This window comes from Candidatus Rickettsiella viridis, from assembly GCF_003966755.1.
GTDB lineage: Bacteria > Pseudomonadota > Gammaproteobacteria > Diplorickettsiales > Diplorickettsiaceae > Rickettsiella_B > Rickettsiella_B viridis.
This window is the reverse complement of sequence record NZ_AP018005.1, coordinates 1,065,330-1,090,231: the sequence shown is the minus strand read 5'-3', so window position 1 is coordinate 1,090,231 and position 24,902 is coordinate 1,065,330. Positions and strand designations below refer to the sequence as shown.

The 24,902-nt window shown below is 37.8% G+C and carries 9 protein-coding genes, 1 tRNA gene and 1 pseudogene; 6 read left to right on the top strand and 5 right to left on the bottom strand.

Annotated elements, in window-relative coordinates; all coding sequences use genetic code 11:
• Positions 1 to 37: 37 nt before the first annotated feature.
• The 6 genes and pseudogenes from DMP02_RS04925 to DMP02_RS04905 all read left to right on the top strand — a co-directional run bounded on the left by DMP02_RS04925 (position 38) and on the right by DMP02_RS04905 (position 18,442).
• Positions 38 to 11,686: an RHS repeat-associated core domain-containing protein gene (locus DMP02_RS04925; RefSeq protein WP_126322284.1), complete on the top strand. Its 11,649-nt coding sequence runs from the start codon at positions 38 to 40 to the stop codon at positions 11,684 to 11,686.
• A gap of 79 nt (positions 11,687 to 11,765) precedes the next feature.
• Positions 11,766 to 11,868: transfer RNA gene (locus DMP02_RS07240), tRNA-OTHER, on the top strand.
• A gap of 319 nt (positions 11,869 to 12,187) precedes the next feature.
• Positions 12,188 to 12,331 (top strand): annotated as a pseudogene (locus tag DMP02_RS07545) (hypothetical protein); the annotation flags it as partial.
• Between the two features lie 137 nt (positions 12,332 to 12,468).
• Positions 12,469 to 16,314, top strand: a complete 3,846-nt coding sequence (locus tag DMP02_RS04915) for an ankyrin repeat domain-containing protein (protein WP_172593984.1) — start codon at positions 12,469 to 12,471, stop codon at positions 16,312 to 16,314.
• 560 nt (positions 16,315 to 16,874) lie between these two features.
• Positions 16,875 to 17,468, top strand: coding sequence for a hypothetical protein (locus tag DMP02_RS04910; protein WP_126322964.1), 594 nt, complete (start codon positions 16,875 to 16,877; stop codon positions 17,466 to 17,468).
• A 137-nt stretch (positions 17,469 to 17,605) separates the two neighbouring features.
• A complete protein-coding gene (locus DMP02_RS04905) occupies positions 17,606 to 18,442 on the top strand; it encodes a hypothetical protein (RefSeq protein ID WP_126322962.1) in 837 nt (278 codons plus the stop codon).
• Positions 18,443 to 18,515: 73 nt separating this feature from the next.
• On the opposite strand, the gene DMP02_RS04900 is transcribed toward DMP02_RS04905, so the two are convergent.
• The 5 genes from DMP02_RS04900 to lgt all read right to left on the bottom strand — a co-directional run bounded on the left by DMP02_RS04900 (position 18,516) and on the right by lgt (position 24,816).
• Positions 18,516 to 19,868: a S41 family peptidase gene (locus tag DMP02_RS04900; RefSeq protein WP_126322960.1), complete on the bottom strand. Its 1,353-nt coding sequence runs from the start codon at positions 19,866 to 19,868 to the stop codon at positions 18,516 to 18,518.
• Between the two features lie 258 nt (positions 19,869 to 20,126).
• Positions 20,127 to 20,894 carry a hypothetical protein gene (locus DMP02_RS04895; RefSeq protein WP_126322959.1) on the bottom strand — a complete coding sequence of 256 codons (768 nt, stop codon included), beginning with the start codon at positions 20,892 to 20,894 and terminating at the stop codon, positions 20,127 to 20,129.
• A 66-nt stretch (positions 20,895 to 20,960) separates the two neighbouring features.
• Positions 20,961 to 22,520: a 2,3-bisphosphoglycerate-independent phosphoglycerate mutase gene (gene gpmI / locus DMP02_RS04890; RefSeq protein WP_126322958.1), complete on the bottom strand. Its 1,560-nt coding sequence runs from the start codon at positions 22,518 to 22,520 to the stop codon at positions 20,961 to 20,963.
• Between the two features lie 24 nt (positions 22,521 to 22,544).
• Complete coding sequence (locus DMP02_RS04885; RefSeq protein ID WP_126322956.1) at positions 22,545 to 23,912, bottom strand: MATE family efflux transporter; 1,368 nt, start codon at positions 23,910 to 23,912, stop codon at positions 22,545 to 22,547.
• A gap of 91 nt (positions 23,913 to 24,003) precedes the next feature.
• The gene (gene lgt, locus DMP02_RS04880; RefSeq protein ID WP_126322954.1) at positions 24,004 to 24,816 is read right to left on the bottom strand and encodes a prolipoprotein diacylglyceryl transferase; all 813 of its coding nucleotides are present in this window, start codon (positions 24,814 to 24,816) and stop codon (positions 24,004 to 24,006) included.
• Positions 24,817 to 24,902: the final 86 nt, after the last annotated feature.

Genomic DNA, 24,902 nt, shown 5'->3' with positions numbered 1-24,902 from the left:
TCTATTTAAAAGAAATAGAAAAATAAGGAAGTTAGCTATGCCACTACTTAACTATCAGCTTAATCGTTTAGATTCTATTCGCTCATTTCATTTTAATCTCTCAGGACCATCTGAAGATATTATTCAAGGTGATGATATTAGAAAGTGTACGTTACAGCCTTTTTACATTCGTCAAAATCGTGAAATAGCTTATTACGAATACAACAAAGAAGAAAAAACCTTACATAAAATAGTTTCTGAACCACTGTTCAATCGAGAGAGGAGCTATTCGAGTACAGCTTATCCAGCCTACGTATCCGATGTCTTAGGCGTGGGCGAGCCTATGCTTATTTTACGAACAATACAAGGCATCAGTTTTTATCGCCCTAGTAAAAGTTTGCCTCAAAAATTTGAATTAGTAGCTCAAGATTTACGTTTTCATGATGTTCATCATTGGAATCAAGCAAATCACACTGTTAGATTTGGCCATTTTTATTCAGATAAAAGCTCTCTTGGTGTGCTAACCCACAGTTCACGAGAAGGAGTAAAGTTTTATGTTGTAAGCAAGGAGGATGTTAAAAGAAACTACAGTATGCCGCTGTGGTCTGTGGGTATAAAAAACCCAGCAATTATTCAGCAACCAATTTGGAACGATCCGGAGACAGATTTTTTTGTTACGGATACACGTCGTCGTGGTCAAGATGATATTGTATTGCGTAACAGTGAAGGTTTAAGTTTATACGAATTTAAACCAGACTATAGCTTAAATAATTTTTTAAATACTCCGATCGCTGCAAAGATTGGTAACACTACGCAGGAAGATAGCTTGCTGTTTACTGATTTAACGCATCAAATTTATCAAGATATTGTAGTTTGGAATGATAGCGGCCTATTTGTCTATCAATATCAACGGAATAATAACAGTTATGCCTTACTATCTTACAGTGCTAATTTATCTAAAAATAGAGGTTGGAAACCGGAGTATTTTAGATCGTTACAACTGTTTGATCTAGATGGCGATCAACGAAATGAGCTAATTTTAACCGGACCACAAGGAATAACTTTTTTAACCTTTGATCCTATACAGAATGAGTGGTGCTCTGTTTTAGATAGTAGTTCGTTGATAGGAACTGAGCGATATGTACAGGTTTTAAAGATATTGCCGTCCTGTTCATTCAACTCCTCAACGCCTACTTTACTAACCCAAGACCAGAGTAACCTTCAACTATTTGAGATAACTAAGGTCAGGGGATCCGGCGAAAAAAAAAATGATACAGACATACATGAAAACAATGAAGAATTTGAAGTATCCGTTCCTAAATTTGCGTTGCCGATACGTTCTAACGTTACCATACCTGATCAAATAAAACATACGAATTTAGATATATTTCACCGTCGTTGGGCAGACCAGTGGGAGCATCGTATATTTGAAAATGCGATTGATATTCCGAACGGTCAGGTACATTTTACATTACCGTTAGTCGATATCGATTTACCTGGTGATCTTACTATCCAATTGGCTTTTTCTTATAACAACCAGATACCATCCTCCAAAAATGGATTATTGGGTGTAGGTTGGTCAACCGCTTTAACTCAAGACATGATTTTCGTTGAAGATCAAGGGAGTCTTCGCTTAGAAGATCAACGCTATACCTTGATGGTATCTGGCAGGATACAGTATTTACGATACATTGAGTCTCATACGGCAGGTTCAGATAAGTTGATTTTTGCATCAGCGGAGATGCCTGATCTTAAAATTTACTATGAACGTCGCAATCAACGTTGGGTTATTGATACTGATGAAATGCATTGTATTTACGGTCAAGCGAATGCAGCAAATCAGGTTACTGCTATTCAGTGGCGTTTAACTTGGCCCTATTGGCGTGGTTTAGGTCGCGCCGCGGCTTCTCAAGAACCTGTACCTGTAGCTTGGTATTTAGTAGAACGTCATACAAAACGTAGTAATCAAACACTTTATTATCATTACGAGACAGTTAATCGCACAGTACCTAATGGGAAGGAGTTTACGGAGTCAATCGTATTAAAAAAAATTTCTAACCAACAAGGGACAACACTGAATTTAGAGTATACAAATAAAACAACTGATGAATATACTGTGGAACCTATATTGGATAAGGAAGGGTTTATTCACTGTCCCGGTGTGCAACGACGTTATCTCAGTGGATATCAATTAGATACACCTACTTACCAACAACACTTAAGTTTTAACTATGAAATTCGTAATGAACAGCGTTTGTTGACAAATATTGAGCAGAAATTCGGATCGAACCAATATGAGAAGTTACTGCAATTCCGTTATAAAAAACAGTTAGAACACCTCTTATTGGTCGAGGTTGTTTCACCACAAAACACGAGTGCTCAGTTTCATTATCAAGGACTTAACTTGGTTCCACAAGCACCTGAAATAAAACATTGGGTGAGTCCCCAAAAAGATAGCCTTGCTGTTAATCAAGGATCAAATTATACCGTAGTATCTTATGAAGATAGTCAAGAAGAAATTGTGCTGCAAATACTCAATTCAGATGCAACAGACATTCTGGCTACAACTACGGTTCATCCAAAAAAGCCTTTATATAAAAGGCCAGAAATCAACAAAAACTACCAGATACACTTAGGCGAAGATTTTTTTGTGCTTCTTTTGTATACCCAAGCGACTCAGGAGGTGTATTTATTTCATCGTTATCAGGGAAATTTTTCGGTAGATCCTGCCTATTATGAATGGGATAAGGCCGCACTTATTCGTACGGGGGAAAGTTTTATTGCTGTGGTAGAAATGGGCCAAGGCACTGTTACTATAGTTGATTGGAATAAAAAGGAACAACAGTGGCGTAAGAGTTTACTATCCGCACCTATACCTCATTCATTACAACAGCCAATCGAGAGTTTTATTATTCATGGGCGGTCCTTTGCCACCTATGACGATAAAAATTTATGGATGGGTTATCTCGATAACCAAAGTTGTTGGAAAACAAAATTGTTAAAATCTAACCTCGTTGGTTTAGCTAGCATGAATCGCCAAACGATAGGGCGTTTTGAGTTAGCACAAGACATGCAGGAACAATTGCTGACGGTCTTGAAATACAATGGCTTACAAATGTTACATAATTTTATTCAATTAAGCGCATTGGAATTGAAAAAAGAAAATGCTCAATTGAGAATGCATATTCATTTATTTTTGTTAGACGAAAACTTCAATATAGTAAAAACCCATACGGATAAGCTAGAACGAGAGAAAATTAGAGAATTAACTCAAAATCATGAAGGTAAGGACGATGTCTATCAATTAGGTTACGTAGAAGAAGGGGAACATTTTAAGGTAAAAATTAAAACATTTGTTTCGGGGAAAATCGCAGAGTGGGCAAAAACTGCAAATAAAAATCACGTTGAAGACAAACTAAAAGAATATAATGCTGCTAATGAATCAAAAGAATTTTTTAAAAGGACTCTATTATTCGCTTGGGGATCCTTTTACCAGATTCACATGAGTCCACAAGGTGTAGTGTGTGGTAATGATACATTACTGCGAATAACAGGAACTGGATGGGAAAAGGTTGATCTTCCAATAAAAAGCGAAGAAGTAACAATTGATCTAAATAAACATTTCGTTTTAAAACAGACAGATAAAAAATCTTCTTTTAAACTGTATAAAAAAAATAAGGACGGTCATCTACACAGTGAAGTTATAAGAAATTTAGGGGTTCATGATCCGTTAAAATTATTACGTGTTGATCCTTATTTCCTTACTTTTCAAGTAAATACTAATGAAATTGGTCTGATAACTTTTAATGGGGAAAATGCATCCTTTCAATCTATACCCAATGCACAGTTGATGGGTGCTAGTGCTTATGGATTAATAACACTTAAAAAATTACCTTTATCGGAGTGGGTGGGTCAAAAAGGTGGAAAACCAGAGGCATTACTGATTCAACCTCTAACCCATTTTTTACCCCATTTGCTACAACCAATTATTCGTGAAGTTGTTTTTAATGATCAAATAACCCAGCGGCATACAGGTTTTTCTTACGAAGTGGATTCTAGCCATAATACAGAAAATAGTTCTGTGCAAACCAAAAAAGTGACTATTATTCCGGGCACTAATAAAACGTTGTCGGGCTGGCGTGAAGAGATATGGAGATATGACACGACTAAAAAGGAAATTACACACGAACAAGCATTTTTTGATGGGCAGGATAAAATAGTTCAAGTTCCTAAGAAGAATAACAAAGAAATCATAGCGCCACTAAATGAAACTACAAATCAGAATAATATTTCAAAAAGTCAATTATGGGATCACACTGAACGACTTGTTATTGCAGACTTCTCTCCTTATATATTAGAAGATGAAGAAGTAGGTTATTACGGTTTTGAATCCTATGAGGTGAATCAAATAGGTAAATTAGCTCAAAACAGCACCTTACTAGTAAAAAGATGGGAGTTCAACAAAGAAAACATCGTTAAACGAGGTTTTTCTTTTACAGGCGAAAATTATTTACATCTTGATGGAAAAAAAGAAAGCAATGATACCTACCTGGAAGCGATTTTTCAGCCCCGCCGTCAAGATACAACTTATCTTGCTTCCTGTTGGGTACGCTGTAGTCAACCTGTAGAATTAAATCAAGCGGTACCCTTTCTTAAAGGAGTTATCTTCACTGACCAGGGAGAAGAAGTTTTAGGGGTATTGAGTCGAGTTAAATTTCAGTCGGGTGATTGGTCCTATCTTGAGTTACTTGTTGAGCTTCCCTTCATTAAGGCTATTTATCAAGAAATGACAATGCAAGCTGCGACAAGCAATATCACTGAAAGTAGTAGTATGGTAGTGTCTTCACCACTTGCTAGTGTTTCAGATTCTCCTCCTGCTCATAAAATAGATATCCCTTTAAATATAGTGCTTCGTGTCGGAACTGCAACGAATATAAGTGTCGATTTAGACCATATTCGGTTTTCACCTTTAGATAGTGCTTTTGAAGTTTCCGTGTATCATCCAGTGACAAGCCAACCGACAGCAGTCATTCAGATGAACGGCCTGGTCACTCGAACACTTTATAACAGATTGCACCAACCCATTGCTACACTGAAAGAACAAGGGCAACTAGAGTTTGTATCAGCCGAAAGCAAAACAGGTTATCTTTTTCCGCTGCCTGAAGGCATAGAGAAAACACAAGCTAGCCGTGTTACTTTCCAGCCAGAAAGTGGATTTTACGAAGAATTTGATCCTTTTGCGCTACGGAGTCGTTGGACAGTCAATGAACCAGAAACCTGGAAAATCGCACCAGGACAATTGTATCATCAGGCAAACCATTGGAATCAGATAGCAGCTGATTCGCGCTTATTAGATAGCGCATCCCTTGCGCTTCGCTGTGAAATAGCTTTTTTATCTTCATCCGCTTCTTTGCGCTGGCATTGGCAAGGCAGTTATGTGGAGTTAACCCGTCAAGGTATGAGTAGCACCTTGTTTTGTCCATCTTGTCATACCAAATCCATGAAAGGACTGCCGATACAAGGTGAATGGATTTTCTTCGTCGAAAAAAATCGTTTATGGGTATGGTCAGAAGGTGTTCTACTTTTTGATCAAGCTTGGTCTGCGGGTAACGATCAATCATTAAAGCCTTGGACCCGTTTGATGTTAGAAGCACGAGGCCACGTAGCTATTAAAGATCTTTGTCTGATGAATAATCCCAGTGTACAGGTTGAGTATTTCAATCGTTTTGGCGAGAAAACCCAAGTGATAACTTTAAAAGATGCACAAACAGCGCTGGTTTCTGAAACTTTGTACGATACCTTAGGTCGTCTAGCCATTACGACTAAAGTCACGTCGTTGACACGTGCGAGCAACCAATCATTACTTGCTTATTACCCCGATTTTGTCACCAACGATCATCCATCAGATTCTAATTCTGTATGGAATACCGGTTATCTCCCTGGTGAAGTCAATCATTTAAACCATCAAGACCGTGGATTTGCTTATCAACGTGTCACTTACGCTCCCAATCTGCTTAATGAAAAACAAGCGATAGGTTTACCTGGTCCCGATTTTTCAGTGGGTGGTCCTTATGTGAAAAAATTCAGTAAACAAGCCAACATTGCTTTTTTAACCAACCTTTTTCCTTTGAATCAGGGTTATCGACAACACGTTGAAATTCAACCGAATGGCCGTCGCCAAGTAGAAATTTTTGATAAAAATACTAATCGGGTTGCCTTGTATCAACATGTACCCGGCTATGATCATCAATTAAGTACCTATGAATATGATGAGAACAACCGTTTAATAAAGATTTTACCGCCACTTTATCACGAAAAAGTCCATAGCCGATTTAAAACGCAACCTCTGAAAACAGGAGAAGAAGCACGCCTGTCAGAGCAAGAAAAGTATTGGCAACGGTTAGGCACCCATTATGTTTACCATGAAAATGGCCATTTATTAAGTAAAACAACGCCAGATAGTGGGACAGTAACATTTACGTATACACCCGATGATAAGCTAAGGTTTATGGGGTTTGGTGCCAATCAAACAGAAAAAGTCGTTTATTTAGCCTATAACGAATATGGCCAGCTCCACCGAACAGGGTACTTCAAACTACCGCAGAATCAATCTGAGTTACTAAACTATGTAGATTCATCAGTAGAACCATCTGACGCTCAGGATTATCAACGATTTTATTATACCGCCAATCATGTGGAGCCCATTTTACGTAATCGAATTAAACAACTGGTAACCTTTAACGAAGAAAAACCCTTTTTTGAGGAATTTCGTTTTAATGCGGATCATCAAGTAGAAGTCAAAGGAATTCTGTCCATGTTAGCTTTCATTGATAAGCAATACGTGGCAGGTCGATTACAGTCACTTTCCTATCCCATTGCTATCGATGACAAGCCTTTTAAATTAACCTATCAATATAATAAGCAAGGTCAGCTCGTAGCGCTAGGAACAGACAATAACTCTACTTACTATGCCAAATTTGATTATCACGCAAGTGGTCAACTTCTCAGCGAACAGCACCGGCCTGGTTCCTCTCAACACCGTTTTGTTCGTCATTATCACTATAATTCCCCAGGATTTCTTGAAAAAATTACGGATCCGTTTTTGGCTGAAGATTTAACTTATACCGAAGGGGGATATGGTCAAGCCGGATATGGCGATGGTATGGTTATGCAAACCGTTTTTAATGCGAGCTGGTTCAAGGATGCCGATCCACGTTCCTTTGTTATCAACGATAAAGCTTTTGCAGATGATCAATGGGTAACGCCAGAAATATCAACGCGTTGTGTTCAGGCTCTCATTAATGAAGAGTATTTGGATTGGATGAAACGTCCTATTAAACTGTACTATCCTAAAGAATTTAATACCCTCCCTCTGTTTTGTAGTGATGGAGCAATAGGTTATCAAATCGCTAAAACCCTTGCAGAACGTTATTTCCCTGTCTACGGACATCGCTATGCGTATGGTAATTATCAAGAATTAACAAAAGGAAAATATTTTGTAGGTGATCCAAAAGAAACGTTGGGACCATTACAACCCACAACGTTTTCCGAAGAAATTTCAGGATTAACGTCCACCCAATCGAAAGCTATTTGGCAAGCCTTGCACCGGGCAGAATATCTTAATCAAGATAAACATCAAAGCGATCTCGGTGCTATCTATGGAAAACCCGATCGCTCCTTTTTCCGAGAAGAAGCATTACGTAAAGATTTGCGTGAGATCGAAAATTTATATACACAGATATATACACCTTATACGCTTCCGATTAAGAAATTGCTAATGACCCGTTTAAGTGAGCGCCGTGAACTTAATTATGAGGAGTTTCAAGCTATTTTCTTAAAATGGAAAGGAATAGAAACCTATGCTGCCTTGCCAGATGAGATTCAAAAAGCTAAAACTGACGCGCAGCGTATTTGGGATGTGCTACGAAATAAACACTACCTTCAAGATGCACCGTTTTATGCCTTAAATTCCTTAGAAACCAGTTTTAAGGACGCTTTACGTAATTATACGGCTTTTATTCCCGATATTATTCGTGTTTTATTTTGCCACTTTTCGCATGTTTTAGGTGAAACAGCTTTTGATATTGAATCCTATGACATTGATGCTAACGGTAACCATCTTCATTTTTATACAGGGTTTGATCGGTATGAATTGGATTACCGAAATGGCACGAATCAAATTCACGCTGTTAAAATTGATCAAGTTACTACATCGAAGCCAGAAGAACTACTTTCTATGGATCATGATGCGCAGGGTAATGTAGTTAAGGCCATACATCGCGGAATACAACAAATCGATTATGATCCCACTTCGCAACGTACAAGACGTATTTTATTAGCTGATGGTCGTAGTCTAAAATTTTCCTACGATGCCAAAGGAGAACGCGTGTTAAAGCGCGTAGCATCAGCGGATGGAAAAGTCAGTAAAGAAATTTACTATATTCGTGATGAAGAAGGCAGAGTGTTGGTCGACTACCAAGTCACCTATGAGAAACAAGAACCGTCTGAGGCAATCATAACTGTCTATCTCTATGGACCTCGAGGCCTATTAGGTTTTATTCGGAACAATGCTTACTACAGTGTCATTACCGATCATGAAGGTTCGATTCGTTTAATTGTCAAAGACGGACGAGTTGAAGCCGCTTATGATTACTTACCATACGGCCAGCTCATGCGTTCTTATGGCAATAATCCTGATGCCCATATTACATACCGTTACACGGGGCAAGAATGCGATGAAGAAACAGGACTCTATAATTACCACGCTCGCTTATACGACCCAAGTATTGGCCGCTTTTACCAAATTGACCCCAAAGAGCAATATTTTAGTCCCTATAAATACGCCGGTAATTCGCCTGTTTCTCTCGTGGATCCCGATGGAGAGTTAGCGATTGCAGTCATCATATTAATTGGAGCAACTGTAGTAACTGCATCGGCAGGCGCCTATCTTGGAGGTGCAACAGCTAACAATCGATGGAATCCTGCCGACTGGGATTGGAAGCATAAAAGTACTTATGCTGGCATAGGTATTGGCGGAGTAGCTGGTGCTTTTGTCCCTATAGGGTTTGTTACTTCAGCAGGTGCTATTGGCGTAGTACCCACCATTTTATTGGGCGCTGGAGGAACCTATCTTAGTACAGCAGCAAGTAATCGTAACTGGAATCCAGCAGAATGGGAATTGAATAGACCTCATACTTGGAATGCAGCGTTTCAAGGATTTGGAGCAGGATCAGGAGTAGTAGGCGGAATTGGTGGTTTGAAAAGTGTATATACCGGTCTTTCTGGTATAGGAAAAGGTGTATTAATAGGAAGCTCTTCGGTTTCTGCAGCAGGTTTAGCTTATGGCGGTGGTGTTTTAACGAACCAGGGTAATGCCGCTTTTTGGGAATGGAATTGGAAGGATCCTGCTACTTGGGAAGCTATCTTAGGAGGCGGATTAGGTGGGGCTATGCTTCCCGCGGGTGCCTTAAAGTCTAGCCAATTTTTAAAAGGAAATTTAGTCAAAATTTCAAGAAATGGGCGTACTTTTAGAAAAGCGATGCAATCACTGAGGAGAATTCTAAAAGGGAATATAAATACTTTAGGAAAGGATTTACATTCTTTTGGAAAAAATATGAATAAAGTAAATTTAGTACAGGTACTGCGGGCAAGCGGTAGAATTGTAGGAGGGATTGGGATAGCAGGTGGAGTGACTTACCTACAACTTCCTGGTTCTTGGGATGAATTGGATATGACTAATCTTGCCAGCTACCAAGTGATACTCAATGGAATTCTGTCGATAGATACACTCAATATGGGGAGAAAGTCTCGTAAAATTAAAAGTAATAGTGGAACACTTCGTTGTCGACGGAGTGATGCTAGTTGCGGAACACGAACGCTACATGACGATAGAGATCAGCCGTTGAATCAACAAAATTCAATTAGAAGAAAGCTAAGGCCACATAGTTGGATCGGAGAATTTCAGGAGTTTAAGTTTATCTTAGGGAAACAAAATAAGGTTATTCCAGCAGGTAAAGTTAGTTCTGAATTCTTCGGACTGAAAGATATGGTGATTGGATCTAGAGCAGAATCAAATGCCAACCAAAGATTATATGAATCAGACTTAATAGATAAGAATAAAATGCTATATATAGGTTTTGAGAACATTGAAAGAACAATAGAATTTATGACACAGTCCCGATTAAGGGAAACAAAATCATTATTAGAAGTAGCAAGAGTACTGAGGGGACTTTACAGTACAGATGAAGAGGCAATAATAAGTAAACTTAACGAACTTGCTTTTGATGCAAACGGACAAACTATTCGAAGTAGTGCAATCCCTCGAGATTTGCTAGGAGAAATAGTACTGGCAGCGGTGAATGAACACCATGCTAAAAAAATTACTGAACATACTAATTTTATTAAAGGGATTCTTGGCAATATTGGCGATATTATGACAAGTGATATGAGAAATGCATTGAAGGGGAAAATATTTGGATATAATAACGCAGGAGAAGTACGGAACGTTGATATAACAAAAGCTTCTAATCAGTACGGAGTGATTGGTCGTCCATTAAGTAAATTGGTAGAGGCGATGGCAAAAAGTGGGGTATATGGTGGTTTAGCTGTTCCGAAGATTGATACAACAAAATTTCCTAAGCGATTCGAAGTATCCGGGGATTTCCTAATTGCACTGAAAAATGCACTAGAAAAAACTGGGGTATATGACAGTCTACCTGTTCGTAGTAGGCAATTAAGATCAATATACGAAAATAAATCAGATCATCATTTAGAGCGCTACTTTAAGACTAAAATTAACGAAACCAACGCTAATGCGGGACAAATGGGCCAGTGCACGCTAGGAGCTAGACATGGCCAAGCTTATCTAAAAGGCTTTACCTGTTATACACAGAACATGCAGATGATGATTTTTCTCAAAGATAGCTATGTTAAATTAGAGAAAGCAGAAGATAGCTATTCTAAGAAAAGTTGTCGACCCATTGAATTTAATGGTCGTCCTTCCGTGTATTGTGAAGGTAAGAAAACCAATATTGTTTATACACCAGAAATATCACAGCGTCCTTTTGAACAACTTAATGAGCAATTAATGTTGTTACAAGTTGTACTACACGAAGGAAAAAAATTATACGGTTGGTTACAAAATTTGTTTTCAGAAAAAAGTAATAAGTCTAAATTATCGAAAGAAATATCCGAAACTACCTCTATTACAGGCGATCAAAAGGTATTATGGAAAGAAACATTAGATAATATAGATAATAGGTTAACTGATCTAACTATATTGGATACAGAAGAAACTGATTTGCGTTGGGCTTGGCATATTTTAGAAGACAGAAAAGAAGATTTTGAATATTTCAGCCAACAATCTGAGGTAAGTTTAGGGGAAATAGATGCGTTTACAGAAAATTTGCAGGCCTTAACAGCAGAACTCGAAGTCGTCGAAAGTTTACGATTAATCTCTCCTGAAGGTAGTGAAAGTAGTTCAGCAGAAAAAACAGATAATGTTGATATTCCAAGTCATAGACCTTTTGAAGGCAGTATTTTGTTGTCTAACAAAAAAAATACCGTATTTAACAATAAAAACAACGGCTCCACTCTTTGGCTAGGGCAAGGCTTCTTTAAGGTACAACAACCATCTGTGCCTACGTTCATATCGGCATCCGCGATGAATAACTCTCTAAGCCTAAATGGTAAACAAGGCGCTGTTTGAGAGTAAAAAATTTTAAAATCATTGCGCGATTTTTGCGCGACTGAACATGACATACATAACCATTATTATACATTTGCAAGGGTCGTCCGGTTTATAATAATGGTCATTTTTCAATAAGTTAGATTATAAGTGGGCGACTCTTAATCTATTGGTCGATGGTTCGATTCCATCACGGCCCACCAGTAAAATCAATGACTTAAGCATAAACCTACCTAGCCTTGTAAAGGCAAATGTACCAAACTTTGTACCTGTGATTCTCTCTGCCATTCGTTTAATAAGATCATCCCCATCTAAATGCGCAAAAGGCTTCCTTTTAAGAAAGACTTTTTAAGACAAATTTAAGATTTATTTTTTCTTTTAGATTATGTTGAAAATTTATGACCAGGGTCATAAATTTTTTAGCTAAGCTGAATAAGACGTTCTAAATAATAGGTGCTAAAAACGTCTTATGAAGCAATAAATAATTGAGATTTTTTTAGTAAATGTGGAACACAACAAAAAGCAGCGGGTATTTTAAAAATTTCACAATCGCATATCAATAAGATACATAACGGTGAAAGAATTATTTATCCTAAGAAAGCAAAGAAAATAACTAATTATTTACATATTGAATTAAACAAAAATTTTTATCCTGAAAAAAATTAATTTTCTTTCTAGAAAAATCATGTATCATATTGAATAATATAGAAAAAAGTTATTGTAAATAATACTTAATTCTTTGTAGCAAAGCCGGTTTCGTAAAAAATTTATAACTAAACAAACAATCAATATAGAGGAATGCTATGCCTGATACTAAGCCTGATACTAAGCCCCTCTTTATTGCAATCGATATTTCGGGTTCTACTTACGGGTATGAAGATTATTATTCATATGTCAAAGACGAATTAAAATCATGGGAAAACACGCACCCAAATGCACATTGTATTTTGTGGAATAATCGTACACCAAGAATGATGAGTATACAGCAGGCAATAAAGATAAATTGCAGGATAGGTGAGAACGGTACTGATCCTTCTACCTTTGTTAAATATTTGCCATCCGATGAAGCTGGAATTAATTTAGTCATTATTACTGATGGTCAGATAGATAAACAGGAAGTTGATAGATGTGCTGCCATCCTAGACGATCGTAATATTAGAATTAAAGAGCTCATTATGCATATTAAAGTTCCTGAGTCTTCTGAGTCTTCTGAGTCTTCTGAGTCTTCTGAGTCTTCTGAGTCTTCTGAGTCTTCTGAGTCTTCTGAGTCTTCTGAGTCTTCTGAGTCTTCTGAATATTCTGAAGATCAAGTAGATCTGTCTGTCTTAGCTCCTTTTACGCGCCCTGAACGGATTCCAGGTTCGAGCGTTATGAATTTTATAATGATTGTTAATGGTGAAATACAGGACTATAGCGAACTAGTAGCACTTATCAAAAGATATTGGAATAACCCTGCTCGTTTCCTTAAAGAACAATCTAGGATCATAAAAAGCTTAATACTCCAAAATTTAGGCCAAACAAAAGAAGATATAGAGGAAGGTAAACACAAAGTTTTCAAAACGGAGATCCTAAGACTACAACGTAATTTAATAGCTACTACTGTTAGTGAAAATTCTAAGAATATTGCTAAACCAGTAGACGGTATAATGAATACTCAAGATGAAGAGGTTGCCGAGAAAAGTGTTAGAGAACTATATGCCCAGGCAAGCGAAAACAATGTAAGGGTCAAGGAAATAAAAGCCATATTTGAAAAAATATTCAAGATTCTTGATAGTGAAATTAGTTTTTCTCCGAAGGAGCTTAAGTCGCGTGTTTCGAATAGAGTCCTTCTAGCGGAAGAACTAGAACCTACCGATACTCAAGACGTGGAACAAGTAGCAAATTCAAACAAAGCTAGTAAGCAAGTTGAACCCCTCCCCCCAGCTTTCAAAAACTTTAGTAAAGACCAAATAGATATAGTAATCCTGAATCCGCTTTTTGGATTAAAAAATGAGCATGGAATCTGGGCTGAAAGCACGGATAGAGTTATAGATAAAATTTGTGTACCGGGTACCAGAAGGATACGGCCAGATATTAAAGACTTGCTTAAATCAACCTCAACTGATCCCTCGCATCAAGCAGCTATTGACAAACGATTATCCGATATATTTTTTGGGGATGGAAAACTTCCTGGTGTTCCTGCACTATGGTTAGCCAGATTATACTTTATAATAGAAGAACGTGAGGAATCTTTACAGCGAGAGAGTGATTTTGATGCTTTTAAAGCTGGTTTGAAAGAAAATTTAATTTATCGATTACGAAATGATAAGACAAACATGTCTTTATCAGGCTCACCCACTGATGGACCTATGGATAAAGTACCGGTTGCGGCAGCGATATTCAATTGTCTTTACCACCGACCTGTAATTATCAATGAATACTATTGCGAACTTTTAGATCTAGCAGAAATTGCCTATCGTAAAGAGTGGGCGTTACGCCGAACCGGAATTTGCGACATAGTTAAATTTATAAGGTGGAAAAGTAAACAAGATTCTAAGGAACCTGAAAAAAATATTGGCTCTTTTTATCAACTTTTTAGCTTACTTAAAGATAGAACTATCCCTTCTGGAGATGGGGATTGTTTCGGGGACCGCTCACAGTTAGTAGAATTTTCTCCAGATGGCCAAAAACTAATATTAAGCAAAGATTCAAGTAAGCGCGATACCCATAGATTTACATTGGAACAAATATTTGCTATTTGGAAAAATTTTGATCCAAAGGAAAAAATGCACTTTGAATTAATAGACTCAATCGAAAAAGCCCTAGATAATGCCATAGAAAAGTCACCTAATGGCAAATCGCTAATATCTAAGGCTGAAATAGATTATAATTTTAAGAAAACAGACTTGTATCAGCTTAAATTGTGTCCATTTACGATGCGCCCTTATAGTAAGGATCCTTTTTCTGGGAAAAAAGAATTCCTAGCTGCTGAGGAAGAGTTTGGCCCATCTAGCGATCAAGTTTCTGCCTCTCATTATTTTGAATACTGCGATAGAATTTCTCTCTCTCATTATTTTGAAGAGTATCTAAAAAAAGAAAAAAAGATCCCTACTAAAGATGAATTTATAAAATTTGTGGTAGCGAAGCAATCACAATGGGGAGCTGATTTCAAAGATACGCTTACGCTTCTGGTTGATGACTTATATAGTAGTTATACAGACGCTTGTGCTAAACTTTTTATCAAGCCTTTTGCAGAGGAAGCTGAAAATATTTTTAACAATGTATGGAATGTATATCAAGAAGTTAAAACAATCTATGATAAAAAAGGAAGTAACTTTAAATTAGAGGATATGGATTTTGAGTTACTTATGATACTCCTCACAGCGAGCGAAAATAACGGCAAGCGTTTGGAACGTGAATCAAACTTTAAAGGGAAACGGGTTCATATAAATAAACCCGATGCCAACGGCCTAACCCTACTATACGATGCGTGTTCTAAAGGTCACATAGCTACAGCAGAATTTCTCATACGTGAAGGAGCAGATGTCAATAAAACAGATGCCGATGGCCAAACACCACTACACTATGCGTGTCTGAAAGGTTGCACAGATATAGTAAAGCTTCTCATACAGGAAAGGGCTGATGTCAATAAAACAGATGCCGATGGCCAAACACCACTACACAATGCGTGTCTGAAAGGTTGCACAGATATAGTAAAGCTTCTCATACAGGAAGGGGCTGATGTCAATAAAACAGATGCCAATGGCCTAACCCCACTACACTATGCGTCTTCTAAAGGTCACGAAGCGGTAGTAGGACTTCTCATACAGGCAAGAGCAAATAGCATTACAAAGGATAACAAAGGCCGAGAGCCACTACAGTATGCGTCTTTTAAAGGTCACGAAGCGGTAGGACGTCTCCTCATACAGGAAGGAGCTAATGTCAATGCAACGAATAACAAGGGCCAAAGCGCACTACACGTTGCTTGTCTGAACGGCCAAATAGAGACAGTAAAACTTCTCATACAGGAAGAAGTTAATGTCAATGCAATGAATAACAAGGGCCTAACCCCACTAGACTATGCGTTTTTACTAGGTCACACAGAGATAGTAAAACTTCTCATACAGGCAAAAGCTAACGTCACCAACGACAAAATGCGACTAGGCGTTGCGTGTCTGAACGGCGACAAAGATATAGTAGAAGCATTACTCAAGCAGGAGGGAGTTGACTTCAAGGCAACGAATGCTAAGGGCCAAACGCTACTATTGCTTGCGATTAAGTACGGTCACGCAGAGATAGTAGAACTTCTCATAAAGGGAGGAGCTAAGATCAATAAATCCGACGTCTACGGCCAAACACCACTAGGCGTTGCGATTGAGAAAGGTTACATAGAGATAGTAAAACTTCTCATAGAGGGAGGAGCTAAGATCAATAAACCCGATGTCTACGGCCGAAAACCACGAGACCTTGCGATTAAGTACGGTCACACAGAGATAGTAAAACTTCTCACACAGGAAGGAGTTGACATCGATGTAACGAATCCCGCCAGCCAAACACCACGATCTTCATACGATCGGGGTTTCTTCAAATCACCCGTACACGGTAAGAGTGATAATGAAGTTATTGCTAATGATAATTCGATACTTTACGACGGTAACTTTACTTTGTAAATAATATAAAATACATCTTAGTCATGTATATATATCCATTACACTTCAAAAAGCAGGAAGCTTTTTAAAGAAGTAACAAAGTTAGATTTTATGGGATAAGCTTTTGCAAGCTTTGAAACGAGATAGGCAGAAAGCTTGCAAAACGAATCCAAAAACCAAAGTTCGAGTTAACCGAAAAACGAATGCGTCCGCCCGTCATTGCGAGCGCGAAGCGCGCGGCAATCCAGTGAAAAGGCTAGTTTTTTCCTGGATGGCCACGGCCGGAACAAAGTTCCAGCCTCGCCATGACGGCTAAAGGAGTTTTTCAGGGACGACTACTTAAGTCAAAGATGTATCATGTCCAGAAAATACGATAAAGGATTTAAGCTTAATGTAGTGAAGTTAGTTTTAGAGAAAAAATTAATGTGATGGTCTACCATTAGTTAATTGTTTTATATTATTTTATTTCGTCAAAGCAGCTTAAAAGATACTTTAAATTTGCTTCTTTTCGTGCCAAAGATATTTAGTTATAGTTTTAATTATCAATTCTTTTTTTATATTTAAATTACAGGAGTAAAAATGTGAGTTATACATGTGTTAATGGTATCCGCCATGAGTATCACGATGATGAGCTTGCAGGGTGGTTTAGTAATTTAAAAGAAGAGTTTGCTGGGTTTATTGTAGAGCTGGATTCTAAGTTAAAAGTGAGAGTTGAGCACAGAGAAGATTATCTACCCAAGCGTAAAAGCATGGAAGATTATTTTGCTCTTTTGACTAAAAATTTAGAAGATATATGCCATAAAAAGAGTAGTGAGGTTTTAGATAAAGATGATATCGCAGAAATTAAGGATAGAATTAAAAATTTTGATTTAGCATTAAGTGAGATGAAAAATTTTATTGGTGAAGAGATGTATAACGGTAAATTACAATATATGCTCTTCAAATTAAAAGCGCTTTTGCTTGGAATAGTTAATTGTTTGTTTGACAGAGATCTGCAATATAGCAGAATTTCGGGCAATGGTGCTTTTATTAGCATGAACACGGGTCCAGCCACTCATACTACACCCGTTTATATTCTTCCTGACCGACCCCAAATATCTTTATTTTTTTCTGAACAAATTTATAATGAAATAGATAAAATAGAGAAAAATTTACCGCTGTGTAGCCTTAATTAAATACAAGTAAGTCGTGATGATAATTGATAATTCAGTTTTAGAAAAATATTTTCCATAAAAAAATTGATTTTTTTCTGAAGTATCTGTTTGGTATTCTTAAATAGAATGCGAAAGCTACTCGTAAATAAAGGGGATTTATGGCTATAAGCGAACAAGATAAGCAAAATAAAGAAGAGAAAGAATATCTGTTTGATGGGTGTTATGCAAAGCAATTGCAATCCGTTTTGCAGAAAAGATCACTGGTATTTGATATTTACTACTTAGGGACAAGAAAAGCCCAGAGGGTGGAAGTAAAATCAGCCGTTAGTATTAATAAAAGCTTATTGCCAATACACTGTAACTTAAATTTAATCGAGGATGCTTTAGCGAGTTTAGAAAAATATCCTGAGGACATTCAGCTATTAAACGCATTAGGGGAGTATACAAAAAATAAGCTTGCTGAACGGATAGGGTATTGGAGTATGGGTGGGGGAACCAATGGGAGCTATTTTATTCCTTTTCCCTTTCTTCATGTAAGCTTTTTTATATTATCTACCATTGTCGCTGCTATTTTCCCTATTACTCTTCCTTTTATTGTCGCTGCTCTTATTCTTTTTGGCTTGAACACTTATCATAATGGTTCTATAGGGATGAAAATTGGAAGATGGGTTGGAAATTTGCTAAAAGGTACCCATCAAAAATCTGCTAATTTAAAAGAGTGTGAGAATAATCTTAAGGCGTGTATCGATAAATACAAAATGGCGGGTCAACCAAAGACTAGCTCTATGTTAGCGCCTCAAGTAAGCAATCGATACCAGTCATTTGAAGAGTTAATGGCTGAAAAAATGCTTAGCACTCGAGTAAGTGAAAAGGTTGATGTTAAATCTTCTTATGATCCGTTTTTTCAAAGTGCTGATAAAGCCGAAGGTTCGGTAAGTAGTACGCATGATAGTTTGCTCGAGAGCACAGAAGATACACATATACTCAGTAGATAAAAAAACCCTTCGTTGAATTAAAAAAAGGGGCTGTTGCCCCTTATCTTGATGGATCCGAACCCCGTAAAATGCTTTAACCTTTCATCGGTGTTTCTTGTAGTACTACCATACCTTTCAATAAGTTGAATGCTTCAAAGAGCTGATAATCATTTTTTACTAAATCATTGCTTGCAATCGTTGTAGGCATTTCAAAAATATTTTTTGGTGATGCATTACCATTTTGTAGATGTCCTTTTAATTCAGATTCGTGTAGATAAATTGAATCGACCGGATCTTCATCGACGGTACTGACTTTTAATTCATCCAGCGTAATATCAGGTAAAATGCCTGCGGCTTGAATAGAACGGCCGGAAGGTGTGTAGTAGAGTGCAGTTGTTAATTTCAATGCACTGGTTTCATCGAGTGGAATAACCGTTTGCACGGAACCTTTACCAAAACTTTTGGTGCCTAGAATCACGGCGCGCTTGTTATCTTGTAGTGCGCCGGCAACAATTTCTGCGCCTGATGCACTACCTTGGTTAATTAATACAATCATTGCTTCACGATAAATTTGATCGTTGGGTTTAGCCGTGAGCTTCATGTTAGCTTCAGGCGTTTGACCTTGTGTATAAACAATGACGTGGTGATAGCCCATTTTATTGGGATCCAAAAATGCATTAGCAACGTCGCTGGCCGATGTTAATAGACCACCCGGATTATTTCTAAGATCAAGTATTAAGCCTTTAAGGGGTGTTTTTTGTTTGTGTTGTAATTGATTGATGAGGTTATCTAAATCTTTTCGTGTGCTTTCTTGAAAGCTACTAATGCGAATATAGGCTAAATTAGGTTCTAACAGACGTCCTTTGACGCTACGTACACGAATAGTTTCGCGCTTTAGATCAACAGTGATAGGTTTATGTAAGCCCTTACGAATAAGCGTAAGATGTATTGGTGTTCCTTTTTCCCCCCGCATTTTTTTTACGGCTTCGCGTAAGGTTAAACCTTGAATAGGACTATTGTTAATACGTAAAATCCAATCACCTGATTTTATACCTGCTTTTTGTGCAGGACCATCATCAATCGGTGTGACTACATGTAATAACCCGTCTTCCATGGCAACTTCTAAACCTAAGCCGCTAAATTCCCCGGTGGTGGCTGTTTGTAGATCTTTTAAATCATCCGCATCTAAGAAACTAGAATGGGGATCTAAGCCATTGGCCATACCTTGCATGGCATTCTGTAATAATTGATGTTCGGAAGTGGGTTGTACATATTCTGCTTTTATCGTTTGTAATTCTCGATTAAAGCGCAGCACATCTTTAGAAAGCATATCTTCTGGTTTTGTTGGAGTAGTTTTTGTTTTCAATGGTGGGGGAGTTGAAAAGGGTGTACTAAAGCCTAATAAAGCACCGCTGAAAAGAATTAATAGTATAATTTTTAATCGCATAGCAAGCTATTTCCTTACTCACACAGACTTTTCTGTCAATAAAGTATGCATAAGCCCTATTTTTGAGGAGCATGGCTGTTTTTTTTGCGCATTTTTCGCGCGATTTTTTTAAGGTATCTATTTATAGTCTAATCCACTTTAGTGAATTTGCGAATTTGTAACGGAAAAATAGATTCTTTATTGCTCAGATAATGTTGAGAACAAAAAATGCATGGGTGGCCTCATTTTTTATAATAAGGGCAATAATTAAAGTGAAATTTAAGGTGTTGAAGTGTAAAGCGGGTGGTCATCTATATTATCGTTTGTAATCGTTTGTATGTCTTTATCACAGGATAGTGATGGGACAGATACGAAGCGTTTTTCTGATAAGCTTAAAGGCAAGAACAACGGCCCGGAATTATTAGAGAATCGGCTTTCATAAGGCATTTTTTTACTTTCATCTTGATCTACATCTTCAACAATAATAAAAAAAATGTCTTTGCAGAGTTGTGTTGACGCTTCTATTAAGCGGTCTAATTGGGCTATTGAAAGAGCAATGGTGTTTTTTATAGCCGGTAAAACAGGTGACTCATCTTTTAAAAGTATTGCGTTAATTTGAAAAAGTATCAGTGTGTTAATGATGATGGCGCTTAATGAGATGGTTACAAGCTGAGTTATTGGAAGGAGTAGTAGGGTAGCTATAATAATAGTCATTATTATTGAAATGGTAAAAAGATTAGCGCGAAACATACAATGCAGTAAGTTTACACTTTGTGAATGGATTTTTGCTATTTTTTCATGATCAATAATACGATGGAGATATATTATAAATTCTTTTTCGATGTTATCTAACTGTTTTCTTAGTAGTTGATATTGTAAGTTATTGATTCTATTAAGTCGTGAGAGGAGACCAGTAATTTTTTTAATTTCTTCACAGCTTTTTTTTATAAGATCATATTGTTCTTTAGAATAATATGATTTTTCGAATGAGAGAAATTCAGGAGCCTTTGTGTTAGATTCACCGTATAGAGAGCTATCATAACCCATTATTATATATTCCTTGATTGCCGATAATCATTCTAAAATTGAAGTGATTTTTCGTCAAGGTAGCTTCTAATCAAATATAATTAAATTTTCACCTGTCATTTCTTTTGGTTTAGCTAAACCTAATACGGCTAATAATGTGGGTGCGATATCAGCTAATGTTCCACTATCGTGTTGTGGTTTTATTTTTGCAGGACGACCCACATAAATAAATGGAACGGGTTCGGTGGTATGTGCGGTATGCGCTTGCTGTGTTTTTTCGTCATACATACACTCTGCATTGCCATGATCTGCCGTAATAATGGCTTCTCCGCCTTGTTCTTGTAAAGCAGAAACAAGTTTGCCAATACAGTCATCAATACAAGTGATGGCTTCTTGTGTTGCATTTAGGTTACCCGTGTGACCTAACATGTCTGGGTTAGCAAAGTTACAGATAATGACATCGACTTTTTTTCCTTCAATCACTTCAAGGAGTTGAGTCGTAATTTCTATGGCACTCATTTTAGGGCTTAGATCATAAGTAGCCACTTTTTTAGAAGGAATTAATACACGTGTTTCATTCGGGTGTTCTGCTTCAACGCCACCATTAAAGAAAAAGGTAACATGTGCATATTTTTCTGTTTCTGCAATGCGAAGTTGTGTCAAACCTTGTTTAGAAAGATAGCTACCCAGATCATTTTCTAATGATTGTTGCGGAAAAGCAATTTGACTTGGGATATCACTGGCATATTGGGTGAGAGAAACAAATTCGTCTAAACGAGGATGTTGTTTTCGTTTAAAATCGCTAAAACCGATATTAAGAAAAGCACGGCTTAATTGTCGCGCACGATCAGCGCGGAAGTTCATGAAAATAACAATATCACCTTCTTCAATTTTAATAGGTGGAACATTCGATGCACGAATACAAGTAGGTTTTACAAATTCATCGCTTTCGCCACGATCATAGGCTTGTTGTAAGCCATCTAAGGCCGTATCGGCATAATAATCAGCTTCGCCGTTGGTTAAACAGTCATAGGCTGCTTGCGTGCGTTCCCAACGTTTATCTCTATCCATGGCATAATAACGACCAATGAGACTGACTATTTTCCCTATTCCCAGTTCTTTACATTTATTTTCTAGTGCAGTAATGGATGTCATTGCACTTTTGGGTGGTGTGTCCCGACCATCGAGAAAGGCGTGTATATAGCAATTTTTTATATTTTCTTGAGCACACAATTGTAATAGGGCATAAATATGTTTTTCATGGCTATGAATGCCACCAGGCGATAATAAACCAAGGATATGCACAGCCTTTTGAGATTTTTGTGCTTTTTTTAAAGCCGATAACAAGACTTCATTTTTAAAAAAGTGGCCATCTGCAATGGATTTATTAATTCGTGTTAAGTCTTGATAAAGCACACGACCTGCGCCCATGGTCAAGTGTCCGACTTCGGAGTTTCCCATCTGGCCTTCAGGTAGTCCTACCGATAGTCCCGATGCATTTAACAGCGCATGAGGACAGGTTTTAATTAAATGATCCCAGTGTGGTGTTTTAGCGAGGGCGATAGCGTTATGTTCGTTTTCTTCGCTATAACCCCATCCATCGAGGATTAACAATAGTACAGGCTTAGGTCGTTTAGAATCTGGCATAGCATTCCGCCGTTAATTTTCTGTTTAAAGAAGATATTCTTGTACCTTACGGTGGTAACGCCAAATCAGCAAGGGGGTTCCTATGATTTGTCCTATTAATGTTGCCCACCAAATACCATAGCCACCCATGCCAAAAACGATGGCTAATAAATAGCCAAATGGCAAGGTCATCACCCAATAAATGAAAATAGAAATGAGTAGTGTAAAACGAGTATCTTTCAAACCGCGTAATGCGCCAAAGAAAGAAAACCGTACCGCTTCAGCCAATTGCACTAAAGCGGCAATGGCGAAGAACTCTTTGGCTAAATGAATAATGGTTGCATTTTCTGCGGTTGATTTAAAATCAATATTGATCAAATGTTCAGCAAAAAACCAATACAGGATGGCGGCAAGTACCATGAAGCTACACGCATAAAATACACCTAAATAGGTGGCGTAATTAATGGCTTGGCGATCATTCTGGCCAATACTATGACCTACTTTAATAGTGATGCCTTGTGCTAATGCAAAGGTTACAATCGAAAATAACCAATAAAATTGTAGTGTGACTTGATTAGCACTTAGCGTGTTTTCATTAATTAGACCCATGATAATGGTCATGGCCAAGAAAAATCCTACTTCAACGCAGTACATTAAGCCTAATGGCAGACCTACTTGAAAGATTTCTTTTAATGCAGGACCTATTTTATGAAAACGAGGGGGTTTTAAATAATCGTGATAACTTTTATTTAAGTAGAAATAAGCGATGAAGCCGATCGTGATGATCCAGAAAGAAATGGCTGCCCCCCAACCAATACCGGCGATACCCAGTAAGGGTAAGCCAAATTTTCCAAACATCAAACTATAATTGAAGAAGAGACTAATAGGTACAAACAGTAAACTAAAAGCTAAATTAGTTTTGGTGCGGCCGAGCCCTGCCACAAATTGTAATAATATCGTGATAATAAAATCAGGGATAATAGCCCAGGTAAGGCCGTGCAAATAGGGTTGTGCGAGCGCGACGGTTGCTGGTTTTTGTCCAAAAAATAAGAATATCGGGGCGAGATTCCATAGCAATAGCATGGAAGGTAGCATTAATATTAAGGCTAATAGCAGACCTGCATAAAGTACGCAGCGTATTTGATCTTGATTTTTTTCACCATAATAACCTGCCACTAAGGTGGTGACAGCAGAAAATGTACCCCATACAATGACCATGATGGTGGTAAATACCCAATTAACCAGTGCGCCAGCAGCGAGGTTTTCTGTACCAAGATGGGCTAGAAAGATATTAGAAAAAAAACCGATAGAGGTTTCAATCACACCGCTCATGATGAGCGGTATTGCTAAAAATAATAATAGTTTGCTTTCAGAAAAAAAAGTTTTTTGATGTTGAACGGCTTGGCTTGGCATATTGCTTGAAAAATGAAGTCATTAAGACCTAAGTAAGATTATTAAATTCTTTTTATAGGGCTCTGCCTAGCACAAAAACAACTTTTTTTTGTCAAAACGATGCGTTCAAGTGTTCAGCATTGTTAATTTTAGTCGCATAAGCTTTATAAATTAAAGCTAAACCTACAATAATCAGTGGCAGTGACAGCAACTGACCCATGGTTAACCAATTCCAAGCGAGGAAACCTATTTGCGTATCGGGTTGACGAAAGAACTCAAGTATAAAACGAAAAACACCATATAGCAGCGCAAACCAGCCCGAAACGGCCATACGTGGTCGTTTTTTACTGGAATAAACCCACAGAAATGAAAACAATAGGATTCCTTCAAAGAAAAATTCATAAAGCTGAGAAGGATGTCGAGGTAATGGACCTGCGTGAGGAAATACCATAGCCCAAGGCACATCCGTTACTCTACCCCATAATTCGCCGTTAATAAAGTTGCCAATTCGACCAGCACCTAAACCAATCGGTACAAGAGGGGCTGTAAAGTCGGTAATATCAAAAAAGTGTTTACCGGTTTTTCGACTATAGAGATAGATGGCTAATAGAACGCCAAGTAGTCCGCCATGAAAGGACATACCACCTTGCCAGACTTGAAAAATGATCCAGGGGTGAGCTAAAAAGTTAGAAAAATCATAAAAAAGCATATAACCGATGCGGCCGCCTAAAATAACACCTAGGGCGGTATAAAAAAGTAGATCGCTCACTTGGTCCATCGTCCAACCACTATTGGGCTTATTGGCGCGATAACTGGCTAATATCCAAGCACCGATAAATCCAACCGCATACATTAATCCATACCAATGGACTTTAATGGGTCCTAGGCTAAAGGCGATGGGATTGATTGAGGGATAGGGCAACATAGTTTACCTCGTGACACTTGAATTTTCAGGATTGAAAATTCAAGTGTCACATATCGCGATGGGGCTTTACAAGGGGAGATCCGCGA